We start from the raw sequence: 20,828 nt of genomic DNA, 5'->3' as shown, positions 1-20,828 counted from the left end.
ATTGAACAGGTATCTTAAGATTGTTGTTGCTATGTTTTTAATGATATTTACATTCGTATCAACACTACAACCACTTGCAGTTCAAGCAGCTACTCAATTAGCTGACGGTGAATACTCAATCGGTTTTAAAGTTCTTAAAGACGCATCGGATGAAGTATCCATGATGAATGAATACTCTGTAAGTCCAGGAACTTTAAAAGTGAAGGATGGGAAAAAGAAAGTGTCCTTTACATTAAAAAATAGTTCATGGATTACGAAATTTGAAACAGACAAAGCAGGTCAACTTGTTGAGACAAATGTAATTAGTGAAGATAAAGAAAAAGATACAAGAGTAGTAGAATTCGATGTGGAAGATGTAGAGAAGATATTAAAAGCGAAAGTAAAAGTAGATATTGATTTTCTGAACTATCATCATGAATATGATGTTCGTATTGCATTTGATCAAAATAGCATTACACCAATTCATGTAGAAAAACCAGATGAAAAAGAGGACCCAGCTAATAAGCCAGATCCAAATGAAACTACGGATCCAGGTCAGAAGCCCGACCAAAAGCCTGACCCAGATCAACAACCAAATTCTAACACAATTGAAGATGGTGCGTACAGCATTCCTTTCAAAGTGTTAAAAGATAAAACAGATGAAGAATCTAAAATGAATAGTTACATGGAAAATCCAGGAGTATTGAAAGTAGAAAATGGTAAGAAAAAAGCGGTTGTAACGTTAAAAAGTAGCTCATTAATTAAAAATTTCCAAACGGAAAAAGATGGTGCATTTGTTGATGCAAAAGTAGTGAGTGAAGATAAAGAAAAAGATACAAGAGTAGTAGAGTTTGAAGTAGCTGATTTATCGAAAAAACTTAATACAAAAGTATTTATTGAGATGGCATCAAGAAATTATAAACAAACGCATGACGTACAACTTGTATTTGAACAAGACAAATTGGAACCTATTAAAAGTGAAGATAAACAACCAGACGGAGACAAACAACCAGACGGAGACAAACAACCAGACGGAGGTAAACAACCAGACGGAGACAAACAACCAGACGGAGACAAACAACCAGACGGAGATAAACAACCAGACGGAGGCAAACAACCAGACGGAGGCAAACAACCAGACGGAGGCAAACAACCAGACGGAGGCAAACAACCAGACGGAGGCAAACGACCAGACGGAGATAAACAATCAGACGTAGATACCATTAAAGATGGTGAATACAGTATTGGTTTTAAAGTATTGAAAGATAAAACAGAAGAAATTTCAATGATGAATACGTACACGAAGAGTCCAGGTGTATTAAAAGTGAAAGATGGAAAGAAATATGTATCCTTCACATTAACGAATAGCTCATGGATTACAAAGTTCGAATTTGAAAAGAATAATTCATTTGTTGATGTAAGTGTATTAAGTGAAGATAAGAAAACTGATACACGTGTAGTAGAAGTAGAAGTAGCTGATTTATCTAAGAAACTAAATGCAAAAGTGAAAGTAGATATTGATTCAATGAATTATCACCATTTCTATGATATTCAATTTGCATTTGATAATGATAGTATTCAACCGTTAGACAACCAAGGTGGAAACAACAATCAAGGCGAAAATGACAACCAAGGTGGAAACAACAATCAAGGCGGAAACGACAACCAAGGTGGAAGTAACAACCAAGATGGAACGAATAATCTAAATGAAAACCCAACAGTTGATCCGAAAAATTTAAAAGATGGTCAGTATGATATTGCCTTTAAAGTGTTAAAAGATAAGACAGAAGAAATTTCAATGATGAATCAATATGTTGTAAGTCCAGCAAGATTAACAGTGAAAGATGGCAAGAAGTATGTTGCAATGACACTGAAAAATAGTGACTGGATTACGAAATTCCAAACAGAAAATAATGGTGGATTTGCAGATGCAAAAGTAGTAAGTGAAGATAAGGCTGCCAATACAAGAGTCGTAGAATTTGAAGCTAATGATTTATTTGCAAAATTAAATGCAAAAGTAAAAGTAGATATCGATTCAATGAATTACCATCATTTCTACGACGTACAAATTCAATTTGATACGACGAAGATTGGCGCTGTAGGAACGGTAAAAGAAGAGCCAAAGAATGAACCGAAAAACCCAGTAACTACACCAAAAGTAGATAATGTAAAAACAGTAGGAACTCCTGATTTTAACCGAAATGCAGATGGTAAAAAGAAAAACGAAGCTACAAATAATGATTTGAAAAAAGAGAAAAACTCAAAAACTGCAGATACAGCACAACTTGGTTTATACATGGTGTTACTGCTAGGTTCACTTGCTTTACTAGTTCGTAAATATAGAGCAGGTAGATTGTAATTTTTGGAGTCTTGATGCATGTTTGCGTGCATCAAGACTTGTTTCATATTGTTTGGAAAGGAGTGGTGATTGAGAGTGAAGAAAATTGCAAGTGTACTAATGGCTATCATTTTATTAGTGAGTATAGCTGGGTGCTCGGCGCCCAAAAAAGAAGCAGCAAAACAGGTGAAGAGTGAGAGTAAAGAGAGAGTTGTTGCTACGACAGTTGCTGTTACTGAAATTATGGATGCGTTAGAAGTAGATTTAGTTGGTATTCCAACGAGTACGAAAGATTTACCGAAGAGATATAAAGGGTTACCTGAAGTCGGGAATCCGATGAGTCCTGATATGGAAAAGGTAAAGTCATTAAAGCCGTCAGAAGTATTATCTGTTACAACACTTGAATATGAATTAAAGCCAGTTTTCGATGGTGTAGGTATGAAAGCAAACTTTGTAGACTTAACTAGTTTGAAAAATATGCAAAACGCCATTAGTAATTTAGGTAAGCAATATGGGCGTGAAAAACAAGCTGAAGCAGTTGTAACGAAGTTAGATAAAAAGGTTGCTAGCATTCAAAAAGAAGTAAAGGGAAAGAAAGAACCGACAGTACTTATTTTATTAGGTGTGCCGGGGAGTTATTTAGTAGCAACAGAGAATTCCTATATTGGTGATTTAGTGAAACAACTAGGTGGTAAAAATATTGTACAAGGTGAACAAGTAGAATATTTAGCTTCTAATACAGAGTATTTAAAGAAAGCTGATCCGGATATTATTTTACGAGCAGCTCATGGTATGCCTGATGAAGTTGTAAAAATGTTTGATAAAGAATTTAAAACAAATGATATTTGGAAACACTTTGCTGCAGTTAAAAATAACCGCGTTTATGATTTAGAAGAGCGTTTATTTGGAACGACAGGAAATTTAGAAGCAATCGAAGCGTTAGATGAATTGAAGAAAATGATGTATCCGTGATGCATTTTCATATAAAGGAAGAGTGAAATGAATAAAAAAACTTGGAGTTTCTTCATTGTTACTGTATTGCTTATTGTTATGACGTCATTGTCAGCGATGAAAGGAAGTTTAGAGGTTGGTATCGTTGACCTTGTACAAGGGATATTTACAGGGGCAAATGAAGATGTTGAGGTCATTAAAGATTTACGTTTCCCGCGTATTATTATTGCACTGTTTACTGGGGCGGCTCTTGCTGTTTCTGGTGTGCTTTTTCAAGCTGTAATGAAAAATCCACTTGCCGATGCTGGGGTAATCGGGATATCTTCAGGAGCAAGTTTTATGACACTTGTTATTATAACGTTGTTCCCGCAATTCTTTTTCTGGACACCAGTATTTGCCTTTTTAGGTGGTGCGTTTGCGTGTTATCTTGTTTATGCATTTTCATGGAAGTCAGGGTTAAGTCCACTTCGTATTATTTTAGTTGGTATAGCTATTAATGCGATGTTTACTGGATTAAATGAATCGTTCATTACGATTTGTGGATATTTCATTAAGAGTATTAAGCAAACGACGACTTCTAATATAACGATGAAGACGTGGGGCGATGTAGAAATAATGGTTACGTATGGAACAATTGGTTTGGTTCTTGCTCTGTTTGTAGGAGCTTGGTGTAACTTATTATCGCTACAAGATAAGACTGCGAAAAACTTAGGTTTGCACGTGACGAGAGTTCGTCTTATTATTTCTGCTATTGCAGTACTTTTAGCTGCAGTATCAACAGCGATTGCAGGTGTTATTGCTTTTGTAGGATTACTCGTTCCGCACATTTCAAGGCAATTAGTCGGTTCAGATCATAAAGTATTAATTCCATTTTCTGCTCTTGCAGGAGCGTTATTAATTTTGACGGCTGATACGATTGGAAGGTTAATTGTGCCACCTAATGAAATTCCAGCAGCAACGATTATGGCAGTTATTGGTGGCCCATTCTTAATATTCTTGCTCAGAAAGAGTGATAAAGTTCATGGAAATTAAAAATGTAACCTTTTCGTATGATAATGTAACGGATCGATTAAAGTCTGTTAGTAGTGAAATAGAAATTGGTAAAGTTACAACAATTATTGGTCCAAATGGTTGCGGGAAATCGACATTACTTGGCGTGATGTCAAGAAATCATGATCCTCGTAGCGGAGAGGTCATACTAGATGGGAAGGCGATTAGCCAATATAAACCGAAAGAGTTTGCTAGAAAGTTAGCCGTTGTCCATCAACAAAATGAAGCACCAGCAGATATGACGGTAGAGAAATTAACAAGTTTTGGTCGTATGCCTCATAAAAATATTTTTTCCTCGCAAACGGATGAAGATAGAGAAGCGATCGAAAGGGCTTTAGCATGTACAAATTTGCTAAGTAAACGTGATAAGGAGATTCATGCTTTATCTGGTGGAGAAAGACAACGTGTTTGGATTGCCATGACGTTAGCTCAGAAAACACCAATGCTCTTTTTAGATGAACCGACAACCTATTTAGATATTTATTATCAACTTGAAATATTAGAGTTAGTAAAAGAGTTAAATGAAGTACATGGATTGACGATCGTTATGGTATTACACGATATTAATCAGGCAATTCGCTATAGTGATCATATCATCGTTATGAAAGATGGCGAGATTGTTACGAAAGGTAAGCCGGATGACGTTGTGACAGAAAGTATGATAAAGGCGATATACGGTGTAGATGTCGTTGTAAAGCAAGATGAAGATACAGGATTGTATATGGTCCCAATGGGTATTTAAATATGCGAACAATCCGTTTTGAGGTGATAATTTGAGTAGTAAAAAAGAACGGAAGAAGAATTCTTTTTTTCAACGAATACTTACAGTTGTTTTTTTAGGTACCTTTTTCTATTCAGTATATGAATTAGGTGATATTTTCATGGATTACTATGAAAATCGTAAAGTAATGGCCGAAGCACAAAATATTTATGAAAAAAGTCCGATGGAAGAGCAATCACAAGACGGGGAAGTACGTAAACAGTTCAAAGCTCTGCAGCAAATTAACCAAGAAATAGTTGGATGGGTTACGATGGATGATACACAAATTAATTATCCAATCGTTCAAGCGAAAGACAATGATTACTATTTATTTCGTAATTATAAAGGCGAAGATATGAGAGCAGGAAGCATCTTTATGGACTATCGTAATGATGTGAAATCTCAAAATCGAAATACTATTTTATATGGTCACCGTATGAAAGATGGTTCTATGTTTGGAAGTTTAAAGAAAATGTTAGATGAAGATTTCTTCATGTCACATCGTAAATTATATTACGATACATTATTTGAAGGATATAATCTTGAAGTGTTCTCGGTGTATACAACAACAACTGATTTTTATTACATTGAAACGGATTTTAGCGGTGATACGGAATACACATCATTTTTGGAGAAAATTCAAGAAAAATCGTTGTATAAAACGGATACAACAGTAACAGCAAGTGATCAAATTGTAACACTTTCGACGTGTGACTATGCACTCGATCCGGAAGCAGGAAGGTTAGTCGTACATGCGAAACTAGTAAAAAGACAGTAAAAAAAGTATAGAATAGGAGAAGTGGTAACGCTTCTCCTATTCTATACTTTAAAAAAGAAATATGATTACTGTGCTGCAGCCATTGGCATACGTACAACTTTTACATCATAGTAAGAGATTTTATTATCAAGAATATAATCTGGCATTCCGCCTTGATGGGAGTGAGCAGCTTTAAATGCTGGGCTCTTCGTCCAACCTTGGAAATCTTCTTTTGCATTCCAGCGTGTGCTAATTGTTACTTCATCATAATCAACTGTATTTTGCGTTAGAAGAACTTCTAATCCTAAAAATCCTGGCATTGTTTCCACTTGACCTACTTTATTAAAACGATCAATTAATTTATGTCCATTACCCTTTGTAATTTTAGCTGTATTTGTAACAATAATCATGTTTATTCCTCCTATAAGTGTAGCCTTTATTTTCGAGAATTCATATACATTAAATGATAATGAAAATCATTATCAATGTCAATGATAATCTTAAATTATGATAATATTTTTTATCCCGCTATTTGCCGGGCAGTAAGACCCCCACCTCAAAATTTAGCGAAAGCGAAGAAGTTAGGTGGGGGCAGGCTACCCGTAAAAGCCCGATTGGTGAGGGCTGATTAAAGTTTCACTTTATGTAAGTATAGTGTCCTCCTGTTGACTATATATTTAACTTGATTATATATTATGTAAATAGAATCAATTGAAAATATATAGAAGTAAAGTATGGTTTATACTTTGCTGTCGCAATACTATGAACAAGGAGGGCATTATGGTTGAATCACTTTTACTTAGTATCGTTATTATTATTACGTTAGGTATTGCTTCACAATGGACTGCATGGCGCTTCCAGCTCCCTGCGATTGTTGTTATGGCAGTTGCTGGATTATTAATTGGTCCGGTTTTCGGTATTATTAATCCAAAAGAGGTGCTTGGAGATGTTTTTAGTCCACTCGTATCACTCTCTGTTGCGATTATATTGTTTGAGGGTAGTTTAAGTTTAGATATACGTGAATTGAGGGGGCTATCGAAACCAGTATTTCGTATCGTTACGTTTGGAGCGTTTATCGCGTGGATTGCTGGCTCACTTGCAGCTCATTACGTCGCTGGATTAGATTGGGCGGTTGCATTTATTATTGGAGGACTTTTTATTGTGACAGGTCCAACGGTAATTATTCCGTTGTTACGCCAAGCGCGATTAAAACCAAGAACAGCAGCAATTTTAAAATGGGAAGGGATTATCGTTGATCCATTTGGCGCTTTGCTTGCTGTATTCGCCTTTCAAATTGTAAATTTCTTAACGAAAGAAAATGTACAATTACATACGTTGCTGTATTTCTTTGCAGGTTCATTATTTGCAATGGTACTCGGTTATATATTTAGTATTTTTATGAGCTATATGATTTTAAAGGGGAAAGTACCAGAATATTTAAAAGCACCAATTTTGTTAGTTACGGTACTGTTATGCTTTGGCATTGCGGATGAGGTGATGCATGAAACAGGTATGCTAGCTGTAACAGTAATGGGGATTACGCTTGCGCGGATGAAAAAATATATTTCTTCTATCGGTGATATTCGTCATTTTAACGAAAATATTTCTGTACTACTAACGTCGACTGTTTTTATTATATTAACAGCATCGCTTCCAAGAACAACTATTATGGAGATTTTCAGCTGGCCTATTATAAGCTTCGTACTTATGATGCTATTTGTTGTACGTCCTTTATCGATTTGGATATCGACAATTGGCACAGAGTTAACAAAAGCAGAACGGGCGCTAGTTGGTTGGATTGCGCCGCGAGGTATTGTTGCATTAACGGTTTCAAGTTACTTTGCGACGGAGTTATTACAAGAAGGTTATAAAGATGCTTCTATATTAACTGCACTTACATTTGCACTCGTTATTACGACCGTTTGTGCTCATGGATTTTCAATTGGATTTTTAGCGAAAAGATTAGGATTGGCGAATACGGAGCCACCAGGAATTTTAATTTCAGGTGCGAGTACATTCTCATCTGCTTTTGCATTGCACTGTAAAGAGATGGGTGTTCCGAGCTTAATTGTAGATGTATCAGAAGAGCATTTGCAATGTGCAAAGGTGAAAGGGCTTAATACATATAATGGTCAAGTACTCTCTGAACAGTTACAATTTGAAGTTGATATGAATCAGTATGAATACTTAATTGCAGTTACAGATACGGATTCTTATAATGTATTAGTCGCAAATACATATGTACCACAGTTTGGACATCATAATACATTTTTACTTCCAATCCATGATGTAGAAAAGATTGAACAAGAACGCATTTCCCTTTCGAAAAAAGCTCATTTACTGTTTGGTCAAAATGAAATTTATGAAGAATTAAATAGAAAAATTGAAGATGGTTATACGTTTAAAACGATACAAGTTGCAGAAGAACAAAAGATTAATAAAGAAGAAAGCGATTCAGAGGATTTAATATTATTTATTCGCCATCGAGATGGTAGTCTTACTTTTTCAACATTGTATAAATATATAGCTGTTATGCCAGGGGATGAGCTAGTTGTACTAGCAAAGCAATAATATGGTATAGTGAAACGAGGCTGTTTTTCAGTCTCGTTTTTTAAGTGCTTCCTATAAAGAAAGCATGCAAATGGAAAGGAAGTTTTTATATGCGATCAGAAGTAACTGTAAAAATAAAACCGAAATTTATAAAAGAAATTAAAAGTGGATATCCGCTTATTTTAAAAGATGCGATTCAAAATTTAAATGATGTTCAAGAAGAAGGAACAATCATTAAAGTGGTAGATGAGAAGAACCACTTTGTCGGAAAAGGTTATTATGGAAAACAAAATAAAGGATACGGTTGGATTTTAACGAGAAAAGAGAGTGAACAAATTAATCAATCTTTCTTTGAAAGTAAAATAAAATCTGCCTTACATAAACGAAAGCAATTTTACAAATCAAGTGATACGACAGCATTCCGCGCCCTAAACGGTGAAGGTGATGGTCTTGGCGGCTTAATCATCGATTATTATGACGGTTATTATGTAGTGAGCTGGTATAGTGAAGGGATTTATACTTTCAGAGATGAGATTATAGCTGCTCTTCAAAAAGTAGCAAACTTTAAAGGTATTTATGAGAAGAAGCGTTTTGATACGAAAGGGAAATACATTGAAGGCGATGATTTCGTAGCAGGAGAGCGCGGTGAGTTCCCGCTTATCGTAAAAGAGAATGATGTGAACTTCGCTGTTTATTTAAATGACGGAGCGATGGTTGGCGTATTTTTAGATCAACGTAACGTGCGAAAACAAATTCGTGATAAATATGCGAAGGGAAGAACTGTGTTAAATATGTTCTCTTATACAGGTGCTTTTTCTGTATTTGCAGCGCTTGGTGGAGCAAGCAAAACGACGAGTGTCGACCTTGCAAATCGTAGTTTAAGTAAAACGATTGAGCAGTTTAGTGTAAATGAAGTTGATTATGAAGCGCAAGATATTATTGTAGAAGATGTATTCCTTTACTTTAAATATGCAGCGAAGAAAAAGATGAAGTTCGATATGGTTGTATTAGACCCTCCAAGCTTTGCACGCTCGAAAAAATATACATTTAGTGCAGCAAAAGATTATAAAAATTTATTAAAAGAAACAATTGCCATTACAGAAAATAACGGTATTATCGTTGCTTCTACAAATTGTAGTGCATTCGATATGAAAAAGTTTAAAGGCTTTATTGATACAGCCTTTAAAGAAATGAATGGCAAATATAAAATATTAGAAGAACATTCTTTACCAGAAGATTTCCGTACAATCGATCAATTTAAAGAAGGAGACTATTTAAAAGTAGTTTTCATCGAGAAAATTAAAGGGTAATAAAGAAAAAGGAGCTCGAGTTTACTTGAGCTCCTTTACTTATTGAACGATATTTTGTACTCTACCGACTTGCCCGTCCTGCAATCGAACTTTAATGCCATGCGGATGAGAAGGGGAGTTCGTTAAAATATCTTTTACAATTCCACGTGTTAATTTGCCGGTGCGTTGATCTTGTTTTAATACAATATCAACTTCAAGGCCGGGTGCGATATTAGAACGTTTTTGTCCGTTCATTTATACACCTGTACGTCTACGTTGGTTGTTTGTCTTTTTCGTTTGTTGGTTTTGTAATTTTTTTGTTTCTTGGCTTTGGTTTTTGGCATTTTGACCATTACCGTTATCTTGCTTTTTCTTTGCAAGTTGTTCGCGCATTAAATCAGCTAAGCTTACTTTTTTGTTTTCTGACATGATAAGTCTCCTTTATATAAAGTTAATTATGAACAATCGTAGTGAATTTCATCATATCATTGTTAAGGAAGGAAGGGAAGTTGGTTTGAAAATTCATATATTTGTTTCAAGTCTGTAGTAGTTACGATACAATTGAATTGTTAACGTTTGTAAAAAGGGGATAGACATATGTCACATCATATTTTATTAGTTGAAGATGATCTCTCAATTCAAGAGATGGTGGAAAAGTATTTAATAAAAGAGGGCTTTCAAGTTACAATCGCATCTGATGGAGAAGAAGGGGTAAACACATATTTAAAAGGTTCATTTGATTTGATTATCCTCGACATTATGATGCCAAAGCTAGATGGCTTAGAGGTTGTACGCATCATTCGAGAAAAAAGTGCCGTTCCGATTTTAATGATGTCGGCAAAAGATACAGATGTTGATAAAGCTGTTGGATTAGGACTTGGAGCAGATGATTACATTTGTAAGCCATTTTCTATGATTGAATTAGCCGCGCGTGTAAAAGCAGGTATTCGGAGGTCTACGAAATATTCGGCTACAGAAACAACAGAAAAGATGATTCAAATTGGTGATTTAACGATTGATCCAATTAATTTTACTGTGGAAAAAAACGGAAAGCCTCTCAAACTTACTTTAAAAGAATTTGAGATTTTAAAACTGTTTGTAAAGAATCAAAATCGTGTATTTACAAAAGCACAAATATATACGCTAATTTGGAACGAAGAGTATTACGGTGACGATAACGTTATTAATGTTCATATGAGAAGATTGCGTGAGAAAATCGAAAGTGATCCATCTAATCCAGAATACATTAAAACGTTATGGGGTATCGGTTATAAGTTGGAAGTGATGTAATATGGTCAATTTGTTAATAGGTATTATTTTCATATTGTTATGTGTCATTTATATACAATATAAAATGAGGAAAAATAGTAGCAAAAATTTGCGATATACATATGAAAAGTTAGAAAGTATTGTAAATGAAAAAACAGGCGAGAAGTTACTCGTTATGACAGATGATCTAGAATTGCAAAAATTATTAGTGGCAATTAATCAATTGTTAGATGCAAAACAGAAAACGAATGCAGATCATGCGAAAGTAGAAATTTCGATGAGAAAAATGCTTTCAAATATTTCACATGATTTGAAAACACCGCTAACAGTTATTCTTGGATATACAGAAATGTTAAATAGTGATAAAACGATAAATGAAGAAGAACAACAAATATTACTTGAAAAGGTGCATGTAAAAACACTTGAAGTAATGGAACTAATTCATAAGTTTTTTGATTTAGCAAAATTAGAATCTGGTGACAAAGCAATCGAGATGACAAAAGTGAATATGAATGAAGTTTGTCGTGAGAAGATTTTATCTTTTTATGATTTAGTGACGTCGAAAGGTTTTCATGTTCATATTGATATACCAGAAAGAAATATATATGCACTTGGAAGTGTAGAAGTATTAGGTAGGGTATTGAACAATTTTATATCAAATGCGATTACATATGGAGACGATGGAAAGACACTTGGTATGACGTTAAGAGATGATGAAACGAATGTGTATATAGACGTATGGGATACAGGAAAAGGAATTGATGAATCGCATATTGATAAAGTGTTCGAGCGTATGTACACACTTGAAGATTCGAGAAATAGATTGTACCAAGGAAGCGGTTTAGGGTTAACGATTACGAAAAGACTGGTGGAAGCGATGGATGGAAAAATTCATCTTTCTAGTAAGCCGTATGAAAAAACAATTTTTACAGTTGCATTAAAAAAGATGCAGTTTTAGCTTGTAGAGAAGTAGATTCTACAAGCTTTTTTGCAGCGTAAGGAATTTGTAAGAAACGGGTAAGAAAAAAGAGATTTCCGTTGTCTATTATAGAAATATAAAGTAGTGCGAAAGGGGAAAGTGACATGACCTATATATTAAAAACGAATCAGTTAACGAAAGTGTTTAAAGGGAAAGAAGTTATTTCTAGCGTTAACATGCATGTGAAAAAAGGAGAGATATACGGTTTCTTAGGACCGAATGGTGCTGGTAAAACAACGATTATGAAAATGATTACAAATTTAATAAAACCGACGAGCGGTGAGATTGAAATTTTCGGTGAGAAGTTAACAGATACATCTTATGAAGTATTAAAAAGGATGGGGACAATTATTGAATATCCAATCTTTTATAATAAATTAACGGCGAAAGAAAACTTAGAATTACATTGTGAATATATGGGCTATTACGATAAAAATGAAATTGACCATGCTTTACATTTAGTGAAGCTGCAAGGTATAGATAATAAAAAAGTAAAAGATTTTTCATTAGGAATGAAACAACGACTCGGTATTGCAAGAGCAATCGTAACAAAGCCAGAATTACTCATTTTAGATGAACCCATTAACGGTTTAGATCCAATTGGCATTAAAGAATTAAGAGACTTATTTAAAATGCTTTGCAAAGAATACGGCATTACATTATTAGTTTCTAGTCATATTTTAGGTGAGATGGAACTAATGGCGGATACAATTGGTGTAATTCAAAATGGAAAACTCATAAAAGAAGTTTCAATGAAGAGTATTAACGGAAAACAAACAGAGTACATTGAAATTTCTGTTCCTGATGTGAAGCGTGCAGCTTACATTTTAGAAGATAAACTTGGTATAAAAAATTATAAAATAATGAGCGGAAATATGATTCGTGTGTATGATACGGTAGTGTCTCAGCAAGCTATTTCAAAAGCACTTATTATGAACGATGTGGAAATAGAAAGTATTAATAAGAAACATAGTTCCTTAGAGGAATATTTCTTAAATGTAATGGATGGAGAGGGCATTCATACTTAATGGATTGTTAGTAAATCTAGTAAGTGGATTGGTCGTAATGTTCATAAGTGGGATTTTATATTATAGGAAGCCAGAGCGGAAATGGTTGTTAATTCTACTAGTGATAGGAATGTTAAGCTTCGTTACTGCTGGAATTAGAATGTTAGCAGTGTAGAGACAGTTATATAAAGAATGGAGGCGTGGTTTGTATGCTTAGATTAATGAAGCTCGAGTGGAAAAAGCATAAATTATCTAGTTATTTTAAAGGAGTAGCGATTGGTATTATAGCAATTTTTGCTGCGGTAAGTCTTATGGCATGGGGATCTAAAGTAGAGGATGATTTGATGTTCTCTAGCTATATGGAATACATGTCTTTAGCAAATATTTTTATTAGAATTACATTTATTATTTTTGCATCGGTTATTTTATCACGTTTAGTGATTGATGAATACAAGAACAAAACAATACAGCTATTATTTATGTACCCACTGCAAAGGAAAATGCTAATGAGAGCGAAATTAGCAATTGTTTTTAGTTTTTGCTTTGTGAGCACGATAATCGCAACATTTATTATTAGTTTGCTCATATTCTGTATGAATCCAATAATAGGAATACTTGAAACGCCTGTTACGGTGGAGGAAATAATAGCTACCGTTCCAACTACTATTATAAGTGCATTTATGATATCTGGTATAAGTTTAATTCCTTTATTTTTTGGAATGAGAAAGAAATCGACACCGACAACGATTACTTCAGCAGTAATAATTGGTATGCTGATTAATGGTAACGTTGGTCCTGGAAACGGTCAAGTAAGTATATTTGATTTTATAGCTATCCCAATCGTGCTCTGTTTATTAGGAATTTTCATTAGTTATCTATCATTTCGTAAAATCGACAAGATCGATGTGGCGTGAAGCAAGCCTACAACAAAAACGAACTGGGGTATGAATGGTGAAAAAAATAATAGTAATTGCAATATTATTCATTACAATTGCTAGTGTAGTTTTTGGTTTTAAGGTATTTCAGGGGAAAGATTTTAAGAGAGAAAAGTCTTTTGAGATCAATAATATAAAAGAAATAGAAGTAGACAATGAAAATTGGAATATTGAGTTTAAAAGTACAGATGCTAATAAAATAGTGATTTCCGCTCAAGGTGAACAAGTAGATAAAGAGATAGATCCTGTCAAAATAGAAAATGACGAAAATAAAATTGTGATTAAACAAAAACAAAAGATGGACAGATTTTTTAATGGTTTCACGTTTAGGAAGAAAAATAGTATATGTATAGCTATTCCGAAGAAAGAAATAGATAAAATTGTAGTAGATAATAAATCGGGTGATGTGAAAATAAGAGATATAGTAGTAAAAAATATCGTGACAAAAGGCAAGTCTGGAGATGGAATGATTGTAGGACTATCAGCCGAGAAAGGTGAATTCATATCGCAAAGTGGAGAGTTAGTTGTAAAAGGTAGTTCAGTACAAGAATTAAATATAAAGTCTACGACTGGTGATAACTATATAACAAATGTAAGTAACTCAAATATGAACATCATTTCAACATCTGGGGAAGTATTACTGAAAGATATGACAGAAGGAAAATCATTATTTATAGCAACAAAATCAGGTGATATTGGCGTACGGTATAAAGGTGTCCCGGCATCATTGAAGCTTATGGCTAAAAGTAATTCAGCTGACGTAATAGTGGATTTAAAAGGACTTAAGAAAGATAAAAATACAGAAAAAATAAAAGTAGGAACGATTGGTGATGCAAAAAATGAAGCGAAGATTTTAAGTGAAACAGGAGTCATTTATATTGATTAAGTCCAAGGAGGAAGGAGGAATATCATGCTACGTCTTATGGAGTTAGAATTGAAGAAGTTTAAGTTTGGATGGTATGTGAGGGGAGCAGTTATTGCAAATATCATTATAATGGCATTATTAATCTTTGTTAGTTTCATTGCACAAATAGAAGGAGATCCAGAAATAAGAGATCCACAGACAATTTTGTTAATGGCTAGTGCGTTAGTAAGAGCAACGTTTATTATTTTTGGTAGTGTGTTAATCGCAAGGTTAATAATTGGTGAATATAAAGATAAAACAATACTACTTATGTTTTCGTATCCTATTCACCGAAAGAAAATGATGGCTAGTAAGTTGGCTATTACAGCGATAGTAACATTTATAACAGTTATTGTATCTAACATTTTAGTAGTAGGAATTTTCTTTGGGATAGATAGTTATTTTTCAATTCTTCCTAATTCATTCACAGTAGATCAATTGATGCAAGAAGGAATAAAACTAGTTCCTTTAGCCATTGCAACTGCGGGAATGAGTTTAATCCCATTATATTTCGGAATGCGTAAACGTTCCGTGCCAACTACAATTGTTTCATCTCTTATCGTTGTCTCAATTGCAATGAATAGCAACCCATCGTTTTCTACAGCAACTTTTCTTCCTCTTCAACTAGCATTGGCAGCAATTGGAGTAGTGATTGCATATTACGGCATTAAAAATATAGAGAGGGAAGATGCATTATAAAGTTTCACATGAAACAAGTTACAGAAAAAGACAAGATGGTAAACACCTTGTCTTTTTTTGTAGTTACATTTTAGGTGCTTCCATTCCAGCGGCAGCCCATTCTTCTTTTGCGGGTCCATATACGCCAGGAACTGTTAAGCCAGCTTGCCGCATTAAAACTGTCATTTGTCCACGGTGATGATTTTGATGATTAATAAGTGTCATTAAAAATATAGAATTTGGCATAGGACGACCAAAGAAGTCATTGATAGTAGCTAAGTCTTTATCCGTCCATTCGCTTTGAAGTGCTTCAACAAAAGCCGTATTCACTTTACGATACCCATCTGCAATTGTTTTTGCTGAAGTTGGTACAGGATAATCTTTCGTTTCTCCTTCAAATTTAAGTCCCGTACCAGATAGTATAACTGGAATTGCCGTCACGATATGCCAAGCAACTCTGCCTAACGTCCAATGCTCAGGTGCAATTTCTTGTGATAAAGATGCATCGGTTAATGAATCAAGCATTTTCTGAGTAGACTCAGCCTCGTATGTCCATGATTGCAAGAAGCCTTCAAGTGTTTGATACATTGTTATCCCCCCTAGTTATGTTCATAGGTTAAATTCGTGAAAAAAAGATAGTTTCCTTTAGGCTTATGAGAATGAATTAAAAAAGAGGCTTCTCACATAAGAAGCCTCTTTTTTTAATTAACCTTCTTCCCACTCTTCCTCATCAGCCATAAGAAATAAGGTGCGCCAAGTACAGCAACTACAAGACCTGAAGGGATTTCTTTCGGGTATGCAATTGTTCGTCCGAGTAAGTCAGCGATGGAAAGAAGGATTGCTCCAAACAGTGCAGAGCAAACGAATAGTCTTTGGTGATTCATTCCAACAACAATTCGCGCTAAGTGTGGTGCGACAAGGCCTAGAAAGGCAATTGTACCGACAGCTGCGATATTTACAGATGCAAGTAGCGTTGCTAACACAATGAGGGCAAGGCGCGTTTTATTTACTGGTTGCCCGAGTCCTGTTGCTAAATCATCCCCAAGTACGAGAACGTCAAGTTGTTTTATTAAGAAAAAGATAATGAATACAAGAACTAGCGATGGATATAGAATGATATTTTCTAAATGGTTCCATCCTCTTGCGTACGTACTACCTGATAACCATGTTAAAGCAGCGGCAACATTCAAATTTGCTCTAACGATAAAGATTTGAATAATCGCTGAGCCGAGAGCTGAAATACCGATTCCTATTAAAGCAAGAGCTGTTGGGCTAAATCCTGATTTCCATGAGAAGAAGAGGACAATTCCAACTGCAAGTAGTCCGCCGATAAATGCACCAATAGGTAGGAAGAAACCAGGAAGTGCAGGAAAGACATACATAATAGTTAAAGCACCAACACCAGCTCCTGATGAAATCCCGATAATAGAAGGATCTGCAAGTGGGTTTCGTAATATACCTTGGAAAACAAGCCCGCTTATTGCAAGGCATGCGCCAGCGATAGCAGCAACGAGCATTCTTGGTAAACGAAGGTTCATCATCATGTTTTTATCAAATTGTGTTAATTGGCCTGATATAACATTTGTAATGCTTTCGATATAAGCGTTACTACCGATTGTAACACCAAGAGCAATTGTCACAATACAGAATGTGATAGATATAATGATTACCTTTTTATAAGAGTAATAGCGGGAACTAGCTCCAGCTGCATTCGCACCGTTATCATTCATATATTGTTTTGACTTCATCATCCGATACACTAAGTAAATAAGCCAAGGCGATCCAATCATTGCCGTGACTGCCCCAACAGGAAGTTCGGCACCGGTTGGATCTATTAGTCTACCAACAACATCTGCTCCAAGTAATAATACTGCTCCCCATAAGAAAGAAGAGAGAAGAAGAGTAAAGTGTTGACGGTATCCGATCAGGCGCATTAAATGAGGTGCAACTAAGCCGACAAAACCAATTGGTCCAACGACAGTAACAATGACTGCTGTTAAAAAGATTGCAGCAATGAAGGCGATAAGACGTGTTACTGCTGTTTTTTCGCCAAGAGAAACCGCAACATCATCACCAAGTAAGAGAATGTTGAGTTTGCGAGATATGACAAGTAAAACTAGGAAAGAAATAATGATAAATGGAAAAGCAAATTGAACGCCATCCCAGTTATTTTGAATAAGAGAGCCAGCTCCCCATAAAAATAAACCAGCTGTTTCATTTTCATAGAAAAGCTGCATCGTTCCCGTAAAAGCAGAAAGCATTAATGTAACGACCATCCCAGCCAGTGCCATTCTAAGCGGGGTCCCCTTTTTTCCACCAGAAATACGGTATACAAATAAAGCAGTAATTGCACCACCGATAAATGTGAAAAGAAGTGAGTTAATTTGTAAACCTTTCGGTAAGAAAATTGTAGCCGCTACTAGAAAGAAATATGCACCAGAATGAATACCCATTGTACTGGATTCAGCAAGTGGGTTTTTTGTTAACGTTTGTAAAATGACCCCAGACGCAGCGAGAGCACCGCCAGCTAAAATGGCAATTACGGCTCTAGGTAATCGAAGCATAATTAAAGTTTGGTGTTCTAGCGATTGGTTCGGTGAGATAAGAGCCTCAATAATCATACTATAGGAAATGTTTGCTTGACCTTGTCCGATATGAATAAAGAAAAGGAGGAGCAAGAGAGCTGCTCCTCCTCCGAATACAAGACTTGCTCGAAGTGTATGTTGTAAGTTATTCATCGTGTAATCACTTCTTCGCTGTCATTACATCTGCTACTTGTGTTGCTAAAGATGTTGCAGACTCAGGACCACCGAAAATCCAAGTGTCGCCTTTTAATTTATACATTTTGTTTTCTTTTTTGAATTTTAATTCTTCCCAAGCAGGGTTGCCTTTTAGTTGCGTGTCAAAAATGTTATCTTCATCCGCTACAATGTAAATGAAGTTTGAATCTTGTACACTTTGTAATGATTCCACAGTTGTTTGTTTGAAACCATCAGGCTCAGATTTTCCTGCTTCAAAAGTATTTGTTAAACCTAATTTTTTTGTAACTTGTAAAGCTAAAGAATTGTCAGTTAAGATACGGAATATTGGTACGTTTTTAGCAGTAAATGCTTGTGCCATTGCGATGTTTTTATCTTTTAAGTCTGCTTTCTCAATTTTTGCTTTTGCATCAGCGAATGCTTTATCCATATCAGCTAATACCTTTTTACCTTCTTCTTCTTTTCCAACTGCTTTTGCAATTTGTTTAAATGTTTCTGTCATTTCAGCAAAGTGATCGTTATTGCTTGTTGATGGATCAAACATAACTGTTGGTGCAATTTGCTCTAATTCATTTTTTATTGCTTTACCACGGAATGAAGCTGTGATAATTAAGTCTGGTTTTAAACGGCTAATTTCTTCTAAGTTTGGTTGTTGACGTGTCCCGACATCTACAACATCTTTACTCGGTTTTGTTTTTGTATTTACCCATTTATTATAATTCTTAATGTCTGCCATCCCTACTGGCTGAACACCAAGTGCTAATAAGTCTTCTGAATATACCCACTCAAGTACAACTACTTTTTTCGCTGGTTTATCTAACTTCGTTTCCCCTTCAGCGTGTTTAATTGTTATAGCTTGCTTCTTATCATCTGTATTTGTTTCTTTTTTCTCCTCTTTTTGCTGTCCGCATCCAACAGCGAATAGAAGAATTACTATGAAAATACTGAGAATTTTCTTCATCTTCTGCCCCAAAATTAAGTATTTTTTGTAACTAGCACCATAAATGAAAATGGTTATCAATTACAACACCCAAATCATACTATGAGGATATTTTAAGTGTCAATATTTTTCTAAAATTTTGACGAAAAATAGCGAATATGGGAAGTTTCAATGGGAAATTGGCTGTGTACGAAAAACGGAATATGTAAGGTTAATAATCTGTGGAGATGAGGCGAAAGTACAAGCAAAAGGAAAGCAAATTGCATGTAATAATTACTAGAATATATGGAATAAATCTGCGTTTATCCCCACTAGACAAAGTATGTCTTTGTTATTTAGATAGTTGTTTTCTAACTCGTTGATTGTACTTAAAAGATCGAAGTAAAGGAAGTGATCAACATGTCTTCATGGAGAAATAATATAAATGGATATTGTAGTTGTAATAATCAAAATGGTGTACATGTTGATTCATGCTGTTTTAGTTGCGATGGAACAGTTCCTAAGCTGGGTCCAACAGGTCCGACGGGAGCAACAGGAGCAACAGGAGCAACAGGAGCAACAGGTCCGACGGGAGCAACAGGAGCAACAGGTCCGACGGGAATAACAGGAGTAACAGGAGTAACAGGAGTAACAGGAGCAACAGGAGCAACAGGAGCAACGGGAGCGACAGGAATAACGGGAGTAACAGGAGCAACGGGAGTAACAGGAGCAACAGGAGTAACGGGAGTAACAGGAGTAACAGGAGCAACGGGAGCGACAGGAATAACGGGAGTAACAGGAGCAACGGGAGTAACAGGAGCAACAGGAGCAACGGGAGCAACAGGAGCAACGGGAGCGACAGGAATAACGGGAGTAACAGGAGCAACGGGAGTAACAGGAGCAACAGGAGTAACGGGAGTAACAGGAGCAACGGGAGCAACGGGTCCAACGGGAGCGACAGGAATAACGGGAGCAACAGGAGCAACAGGAATAACGGGAGTAACGGGTCCAACGGGAGCGACAGGAATAACAGGAGCAACGGGTCCAACGGGAGCGACAGGAATAACGGGAGCGACAGGAATAACGGGAGCAACAGGAGCAACGGGAGCGACAGGAGCAACGGGAGTAACAGGAGCAACGGGTCCAACGGGAACAACAGGAATAACGGGAGCAACAGGTCCAACAGGAGAGATTGGTCCGACGGGAGTAACAGGTACAAGTATTACGGCGACGTATGCATTTGCAAATAATACGTCAGGGACAGCGATATCGGTACTTCTTGGGGGAACGAATGTCACGCTTCCAAATAATCAAAACATCGGTCCAGGAATTACTATTTCTGGTGGAAATACAGTATTTACGGTTGCAAATGCTGGGAATTATTATATTTCATATACAATTAATATAACGGCTTCGTTATTAGTTAGTTCGCGGATTACAATTAATGGAGCGCCACTTGCTGGGACGATTAATTCTCCTGCGTTAGCAACCACATCATTTAGTGCAACAATTATTACTACTCTTGCGGCTGGAAGTGCTATTAGTTTGCAACTATTTGGTTTGTTAGCTGTTGCAACATTATCAACAACTACACCAGGAGCTGTGTTAACGATAATAAGGTTAAGTTGAATAATAACTCTCTTACTCTTTTAAGATTAGGAGAGTTTCTACATATAATAAGAAGTTAATGAAGTAAAGCATAGT

General features: G+C 35.7%; 21 protein-coding genes. 15 read left to right on the top strand and 6 right to left on the bottom strand.

Features of this window, described 5'->3' with window-relative positions; genetic code table 11:
* Position 1 precedes the first annotated feature (1 nt).
* The 5 genes from ACVWY7_RS02345 (at position 2) to srtB (ending at position 5,856) form a co-directional block, all read left to right on the top strand.
* A complete protein-coding gene (locus tag ACVWY7_RS02345) occupies positions 2-2,338 on the top strand; it encodes an NEAT domain-containing protein (protein ID WP_105989304.1) in 2,337 nt (778 codons plus the stop codon).
* 69 nt (positions 2,339-2,407) lie between these two features.
* Positions 2,408-3,289: a heme ABC transporter substrate-binding protein IsdE gene (gene isdE / locus ACVWY7_RS02340; RefSeq protein ID WP_142395528.1), complete on the top strand. Its 882-nt coding sequence runs from the start codon at positions 2,408-2,410 to the stop codon at positions 3,287-3,289.
* A gap of 27 nt (positions 3,290-3,316) precedes the next feature.
* Positions 3,317-4,300 carry a FecCD family ABC transporter permease gene (locus ACVWY7_RS02335; protein ID WP_001036821.1) on the top strand — a complete coding sequence of 328 codons (984 nt, stop codon included), beginning with the start codon at positions 3,317-3,319 and terminating at the stop codon, positions 4,298-4,300.
* On the top strand, positions 4,290-5,060 hold the full coding sequence (locus ACVWY7_RS02330) for an ABC transporter ATP-binding protein (RefSeq protein WP_000403746.1): 771 nt from the start codon (positions 4,290-4,292) through the stop codon (positions 5,058-5,060). Before ACVWY7_RS02335 ends, ACVWY7_RS02330 begins: the two co-directional genes overlap by 11 nt.
* 31 nt (positions 5,061-5,091) lie before the next feature.
* A complete protein-coding gene (gene srtB, locus ACVWY7_RS02325; protein WP_105989300.1) occupies positions 5,092-5,856 on the top strand; it encodes a class B sortase in 765 nt (254 codons plus the stop codon).
* Positions 5,857-5,921: 65 nt separating this feature from the next.
* Here the strand turns inward: srtB and isdG are convergent, their stop codons facing one another.
* Positions 5,922-6,245, bottom strand: a complete 324-nt coding sequence (isdG, locus tag ACVWY7_RS02320; protein ID WP_000587815.1) for a heme oxygenase — start codon at positions 6,243-6,245, stop codon at positions 5,922-5,924.
* A 370-nt stretch (positions 6,246-6,615) separates the two neighbouring features.
* Here isdG and ACVWY7_RS02315 point away from each other — a divergent pair, with 370 nt between their 5' ends.
* Positions 6,616-8,406 (top strand): cation:proton antiporter, encoded by a 1,791-nt coding sequence (locus tag ACVWY7_RS02315; RefSeq protein WP_000230338.1) that lies wholly within the window; start codon positions 6,616-6,618, stop codon positions 8,404-8,406.
* Positions 8,407-8,495: 89 nt separating this feature from the next.
* Positions 8,496-9,695, top strand: a complete 1,200-nt coding sequence (locus ACVWY7_RS02310) for a class I SAM-dependent rRNA methyltransferase (protein ID WP_001255954.1) — start codon at positions 8,496-8,498, stop codon at positions 9,693-9,695.
* A gap of 39 nt (positions 9,696-9,734) precedes the next feature.
* Here ACVWY7_RS02310 and ACVWY7_RS02305 read toward each other — a convergent pair whose 3' ends face one another.
* On the bottom strand, positions 9,735-9,929 hold the full coding sequence (locus ACVWY7_RS02305; RefSeq protein WP_001014310.1) for a YwbE family protein: 195 nt from the start codon (positions 9,927-9,929) through the stop codon (positions 9,735-9,737).
* Positions 9,930-10,103: a hypothetical protein gene (locus ACVWY7_RS02300; RefSeq protein WP_001293575.1), complete on the bottom strand. Its 174-nt coding sequence runs from the start codon at positions 10,101-10,103 to the stop codon at positions 9,930-9,932. It lies immediately after the preceding gene.
* 168 nt (positions 10,104-10,271) lie between these two features.
* On the opposite strand from ACVWY7_RS02300, the gene ACVWY7_RS02295 reads away from it, so the two are divergent.
* From ACVWY7_RS02295 to ACVWY7_RS02265, 7 genes are all read left to right on the top strand, one after another.
* The gene (locus ACVWY7_RS02295) at positions 10,272-10,964 is read left to right on the top strand and encodes a response regulator transcription factor (RefSeq protein WP_000018056.1); all 693 of its coding nucleotides are present in this window, start codon (positions 10,272-10,274) and stop codon (positions 10,962-10,964) included.
* Between the two features lies 1 nt (position 10,965).
* Positions 10,966-11,901 (top strand): HAMP domain-containing histidine kinase, encoded by a 936-nt coding sequence (locus tag ACVWY7_RS02290; RefSeq protein WP_000247666.1) that lies wholly within the window; start codon positions 10,966-10,968, stop codon positions 11,899-11,901.
* A 125-nt stretch (positions 11,902-12,026) separates the two neighbouring features.
* Entirely contained in the window at positions 12,027-12,950 is a 924-nt protein-coding gene (locus ACVWY7_RS02285; protein ID WP_000221099.1) for an ABC transporter ATP-binding protein, read from the top strand.
* 4 nt (positions 12,951-12,954) lie between these two features.
* Positions 12,955-13,104: a hypothetical protein gene (locus ACVWY7_RS02280; RefSeq protein ID WP_212114074.1), complete on the top strand. Its 150-nt coding sequence runs from the start codon at positions 12,955-12,957 to the stop codon at positions 13,102-13,104.
* Positions 13,105-13,138: 34 nt separating this feature from the next.
* Positions 13,139-13,843 carry an ABC transporter permease gene (locus ACVWY7_RS02275; protein ID WP_000945213.1) on the top strand — a complete coding sequence of 235 codons (705 nt, stop codon included), beginning with the start codon at positions 13,139-13,141 and terminating at the stop codon, positions 13,841-13,843.
* A gap of 34 nt (positions 13,844-13,877) precedes the next feature.
* Positions 13,878-14,750, top strand: a complete 873-nt coding sequence (locus ACVWY7_RS02270) for a DUF4097 family beta strand repeat-containing protein (RefSeq protein ID WP_142395527.1) — start codon at positions 13,878-13,880, stop codon at positions 14,748-14,750.
* A gap of 24 nt (positions 14,751-14,774) precedes the next feature.
* Positions 14,775-15,467: an ABC transporter permease gene (locus ACVWY7_RS02265; RefSeq protein ID WP_000945177.1), complete on the top strand. Its 693-nt coding sequence runs from the start codon at positions 14,775-14,777 to the stop codon at positions 15,465-15,467.
* A 63-nt stretch (positions 15,468-15,530) separates the two neighbouring features.
* Here the strand turns inward: ACVWY7_RS02265 and ACVWY7_RS02260 are convergent, their stop codons facing one another.
* The 3 genes from ACVWY7_RS02260 to ACVWY7_RS02250 form a co-directional block, all read right to left on the bottom strand.
* On the bottom strand, positions 15,531-16,034 hold the full coding sequence (locus tag ACVWY7_RS02260) for a DinB family protein (protein WP_000285027.1): 504 nt from the start codon (positions 16,032-16,034) through the stop codon (positions 15,531-15,533).
* 113 nt (positions 16,035-16,147) lie between these two features.
* Positions 16,148-18,184, bottom strand: a complete 2,037-nt coding sequence (gene fhuB / locus ACVWY7_RS02255) for a Fe(3+)-hydroxamate ABC transporter permease FhuB (protein WP_105989296.1) — start codon at positions 18,182-18,184, stop codon at positions 16,148-16,150.
* 7 nt (positions 18,185-18,191) lie between these two features.
* Positions 18,192-19,166, bottom strand: a complete 975-nt coding sequence (locus tag ACVWY7_RS02250; protein ID WP_105989294.1) for an ABC transporter substrate-binding protein — start codon at positions 19,164-19,166, stop codon at positions 18,192-18,194.
* Positions 19,167-19,544: 378 nt separating this feature from the next.
* On the opposite strand from ACVWY7_RS02250, the gene ACVWY7_RS02245 reads away from it, so the two are divergent.
* Positions 19,545-20,753 (top strand): BclA C-terminal domain-containing protein, encoded by a 1,209-nt coding sequence (locus ACVWY7_RS02245; protein ID WP_456523635.1) that lies wholly within the window; start codon positions 19,545-19,547, stop codon positions 20,751-20,753.
* Positions 20,754-20,828 lie beyond the last annotated feature (75 nt).

It is taken from the genome of Bacillus sp. TE9106W (assembly GCF_054062215.1).
Note: the sequence above shows the minus strand (reverse complement) of the source record. Positions and strands in the feature narration are given on the sequence as shown.

What these genes read in the sequence shown, in the direction of transcription:
- ACVWY7_RS02335 (WP_001036821.1), top strand. Translation starts at nt 3,317, where the DNA reads ATGAATAAAAAAACTTGGAGTTTCTTCATTGTTACTGTATTGCTTATT.
- ACVWY7_RS02330 (WP_000403746.1), top strand. Translation starts at nt 4,290, where the DNA reads ATGGAAATTAAAAATGTAACCTTTTCGTATGATAATGTAACGGATCGA.
- isdG (WP_000587815.1), bottom strand. Translation starts at nt 6,245, where the DNA reads ATGATTATTGTTACAAATACAGCTAAAATTACAAAGGGTAATGGACAT.
- ACVWY7_RS02315 (WP_000230338.1), top strand. Translation starts at nt 6,616, where the DNA reads ATGGTTGAATCACTTTTACTTAGTATCGTTATTATTATTACGTTAGGT.
- ACVWY7_RS02310 (WP_001255954.1), top strand. Translation starts at nt 8,496, where the DNA reads ATGCGATCAGAAGTAACTGTAAAAATAAAACCGAAATTTATAAAAGAA.
- ACVWY7_RS02305 (WP_001014310.1), bottom strand. Translation starts at nt 9,929, where the DNA reads ATGAACGGACAAAAACGTTCTAATATCGCACCCGGCCTTGAAGTTGAT.
- ACVWY7_RS02300 (WP_001293575.1), bottom strand. Translation starts at nt 10,103, where the DNA reads ATGTCAGAAAACAAAAAAGTAAGCTTAGCTGATTTAATGCGCGAACAA.
- ACVWY7_RS02295 (WP_000018056.1), top strand. Translation starts at nt 10,272, where the DNA reads ATGTCACATCATATTTTATTAGTTGAAGATGATCTCTCAATTCAAGAG.
- ACVWY7_RS02290 (WP_000247666.1), top strand. Translation starts at nt 10,966, where the DNA reads ATGGTCAATTTGTTAATAGGTATTATTTTCATATTGTTATGTGTCATT.
- ACVWY7_RS02285 (WP_000221099.1), top strand. Translation starts at nt 12,027, where the DNA reads ATGACCTATATATTAAAAACGAATCAGTTAACGAAAGTGTTTAAAGGG.
- ACVWY7_RS02275 (WP_000945213.1), top strand. Translation starts at nt 13,139, where the DNA reads ATGCTTAGATTAATGAAGCTCGAGTGGAAAAAGCATAAATTATCTAGT.
- ACVWY7_RS02270 (WP_142395527.1), top strand. Translation starts at nt 13,878, where the DNA reads ATGGTGAAAAAAATAATAGTAATTGCAATATTATTCATTACAATTGCT.
- ACVWY7_RS02265 (WP_000945177.1), top strand. Translation starts at nt 14,775, where the DNA reads ATGCTACGTCTTATGGAGTTAGAATTGAAGAAGTTTAAGTTTGGATGG.
- ACVWY7_RS02260 (WP_000285027.1), bottom strand. Translation starts at nt 16,034, where the DNA reads ATGTATCAAACACTTGAAGGCTTCTTGCAATCATGGACATACGAGGCT.
- fhuB (WP_105989296.1), bottom strand. Translation starts at nt 18,184, where the DNA reads ATGAATAACTTACAACATACACTTCGAGCAAGTCTTGTATTCGGAGGA.
- ACVWY7_RS02250 (WP_105989294.1), bottom strand. Translation starts at nt 19,166, where the DNA reads ATGAAGAAAATTCTCAGTATTTTCATAGTAATTCTTCTATTCGCTGTT.
- ACVWY7_RS02245 (WP_456523635.1), top strand. Translation starts at nt 19,545, where the DNA reads ATGTCTTCATGGAGAAATAATATAAATGGATATTGTAGTTGTAATAAT.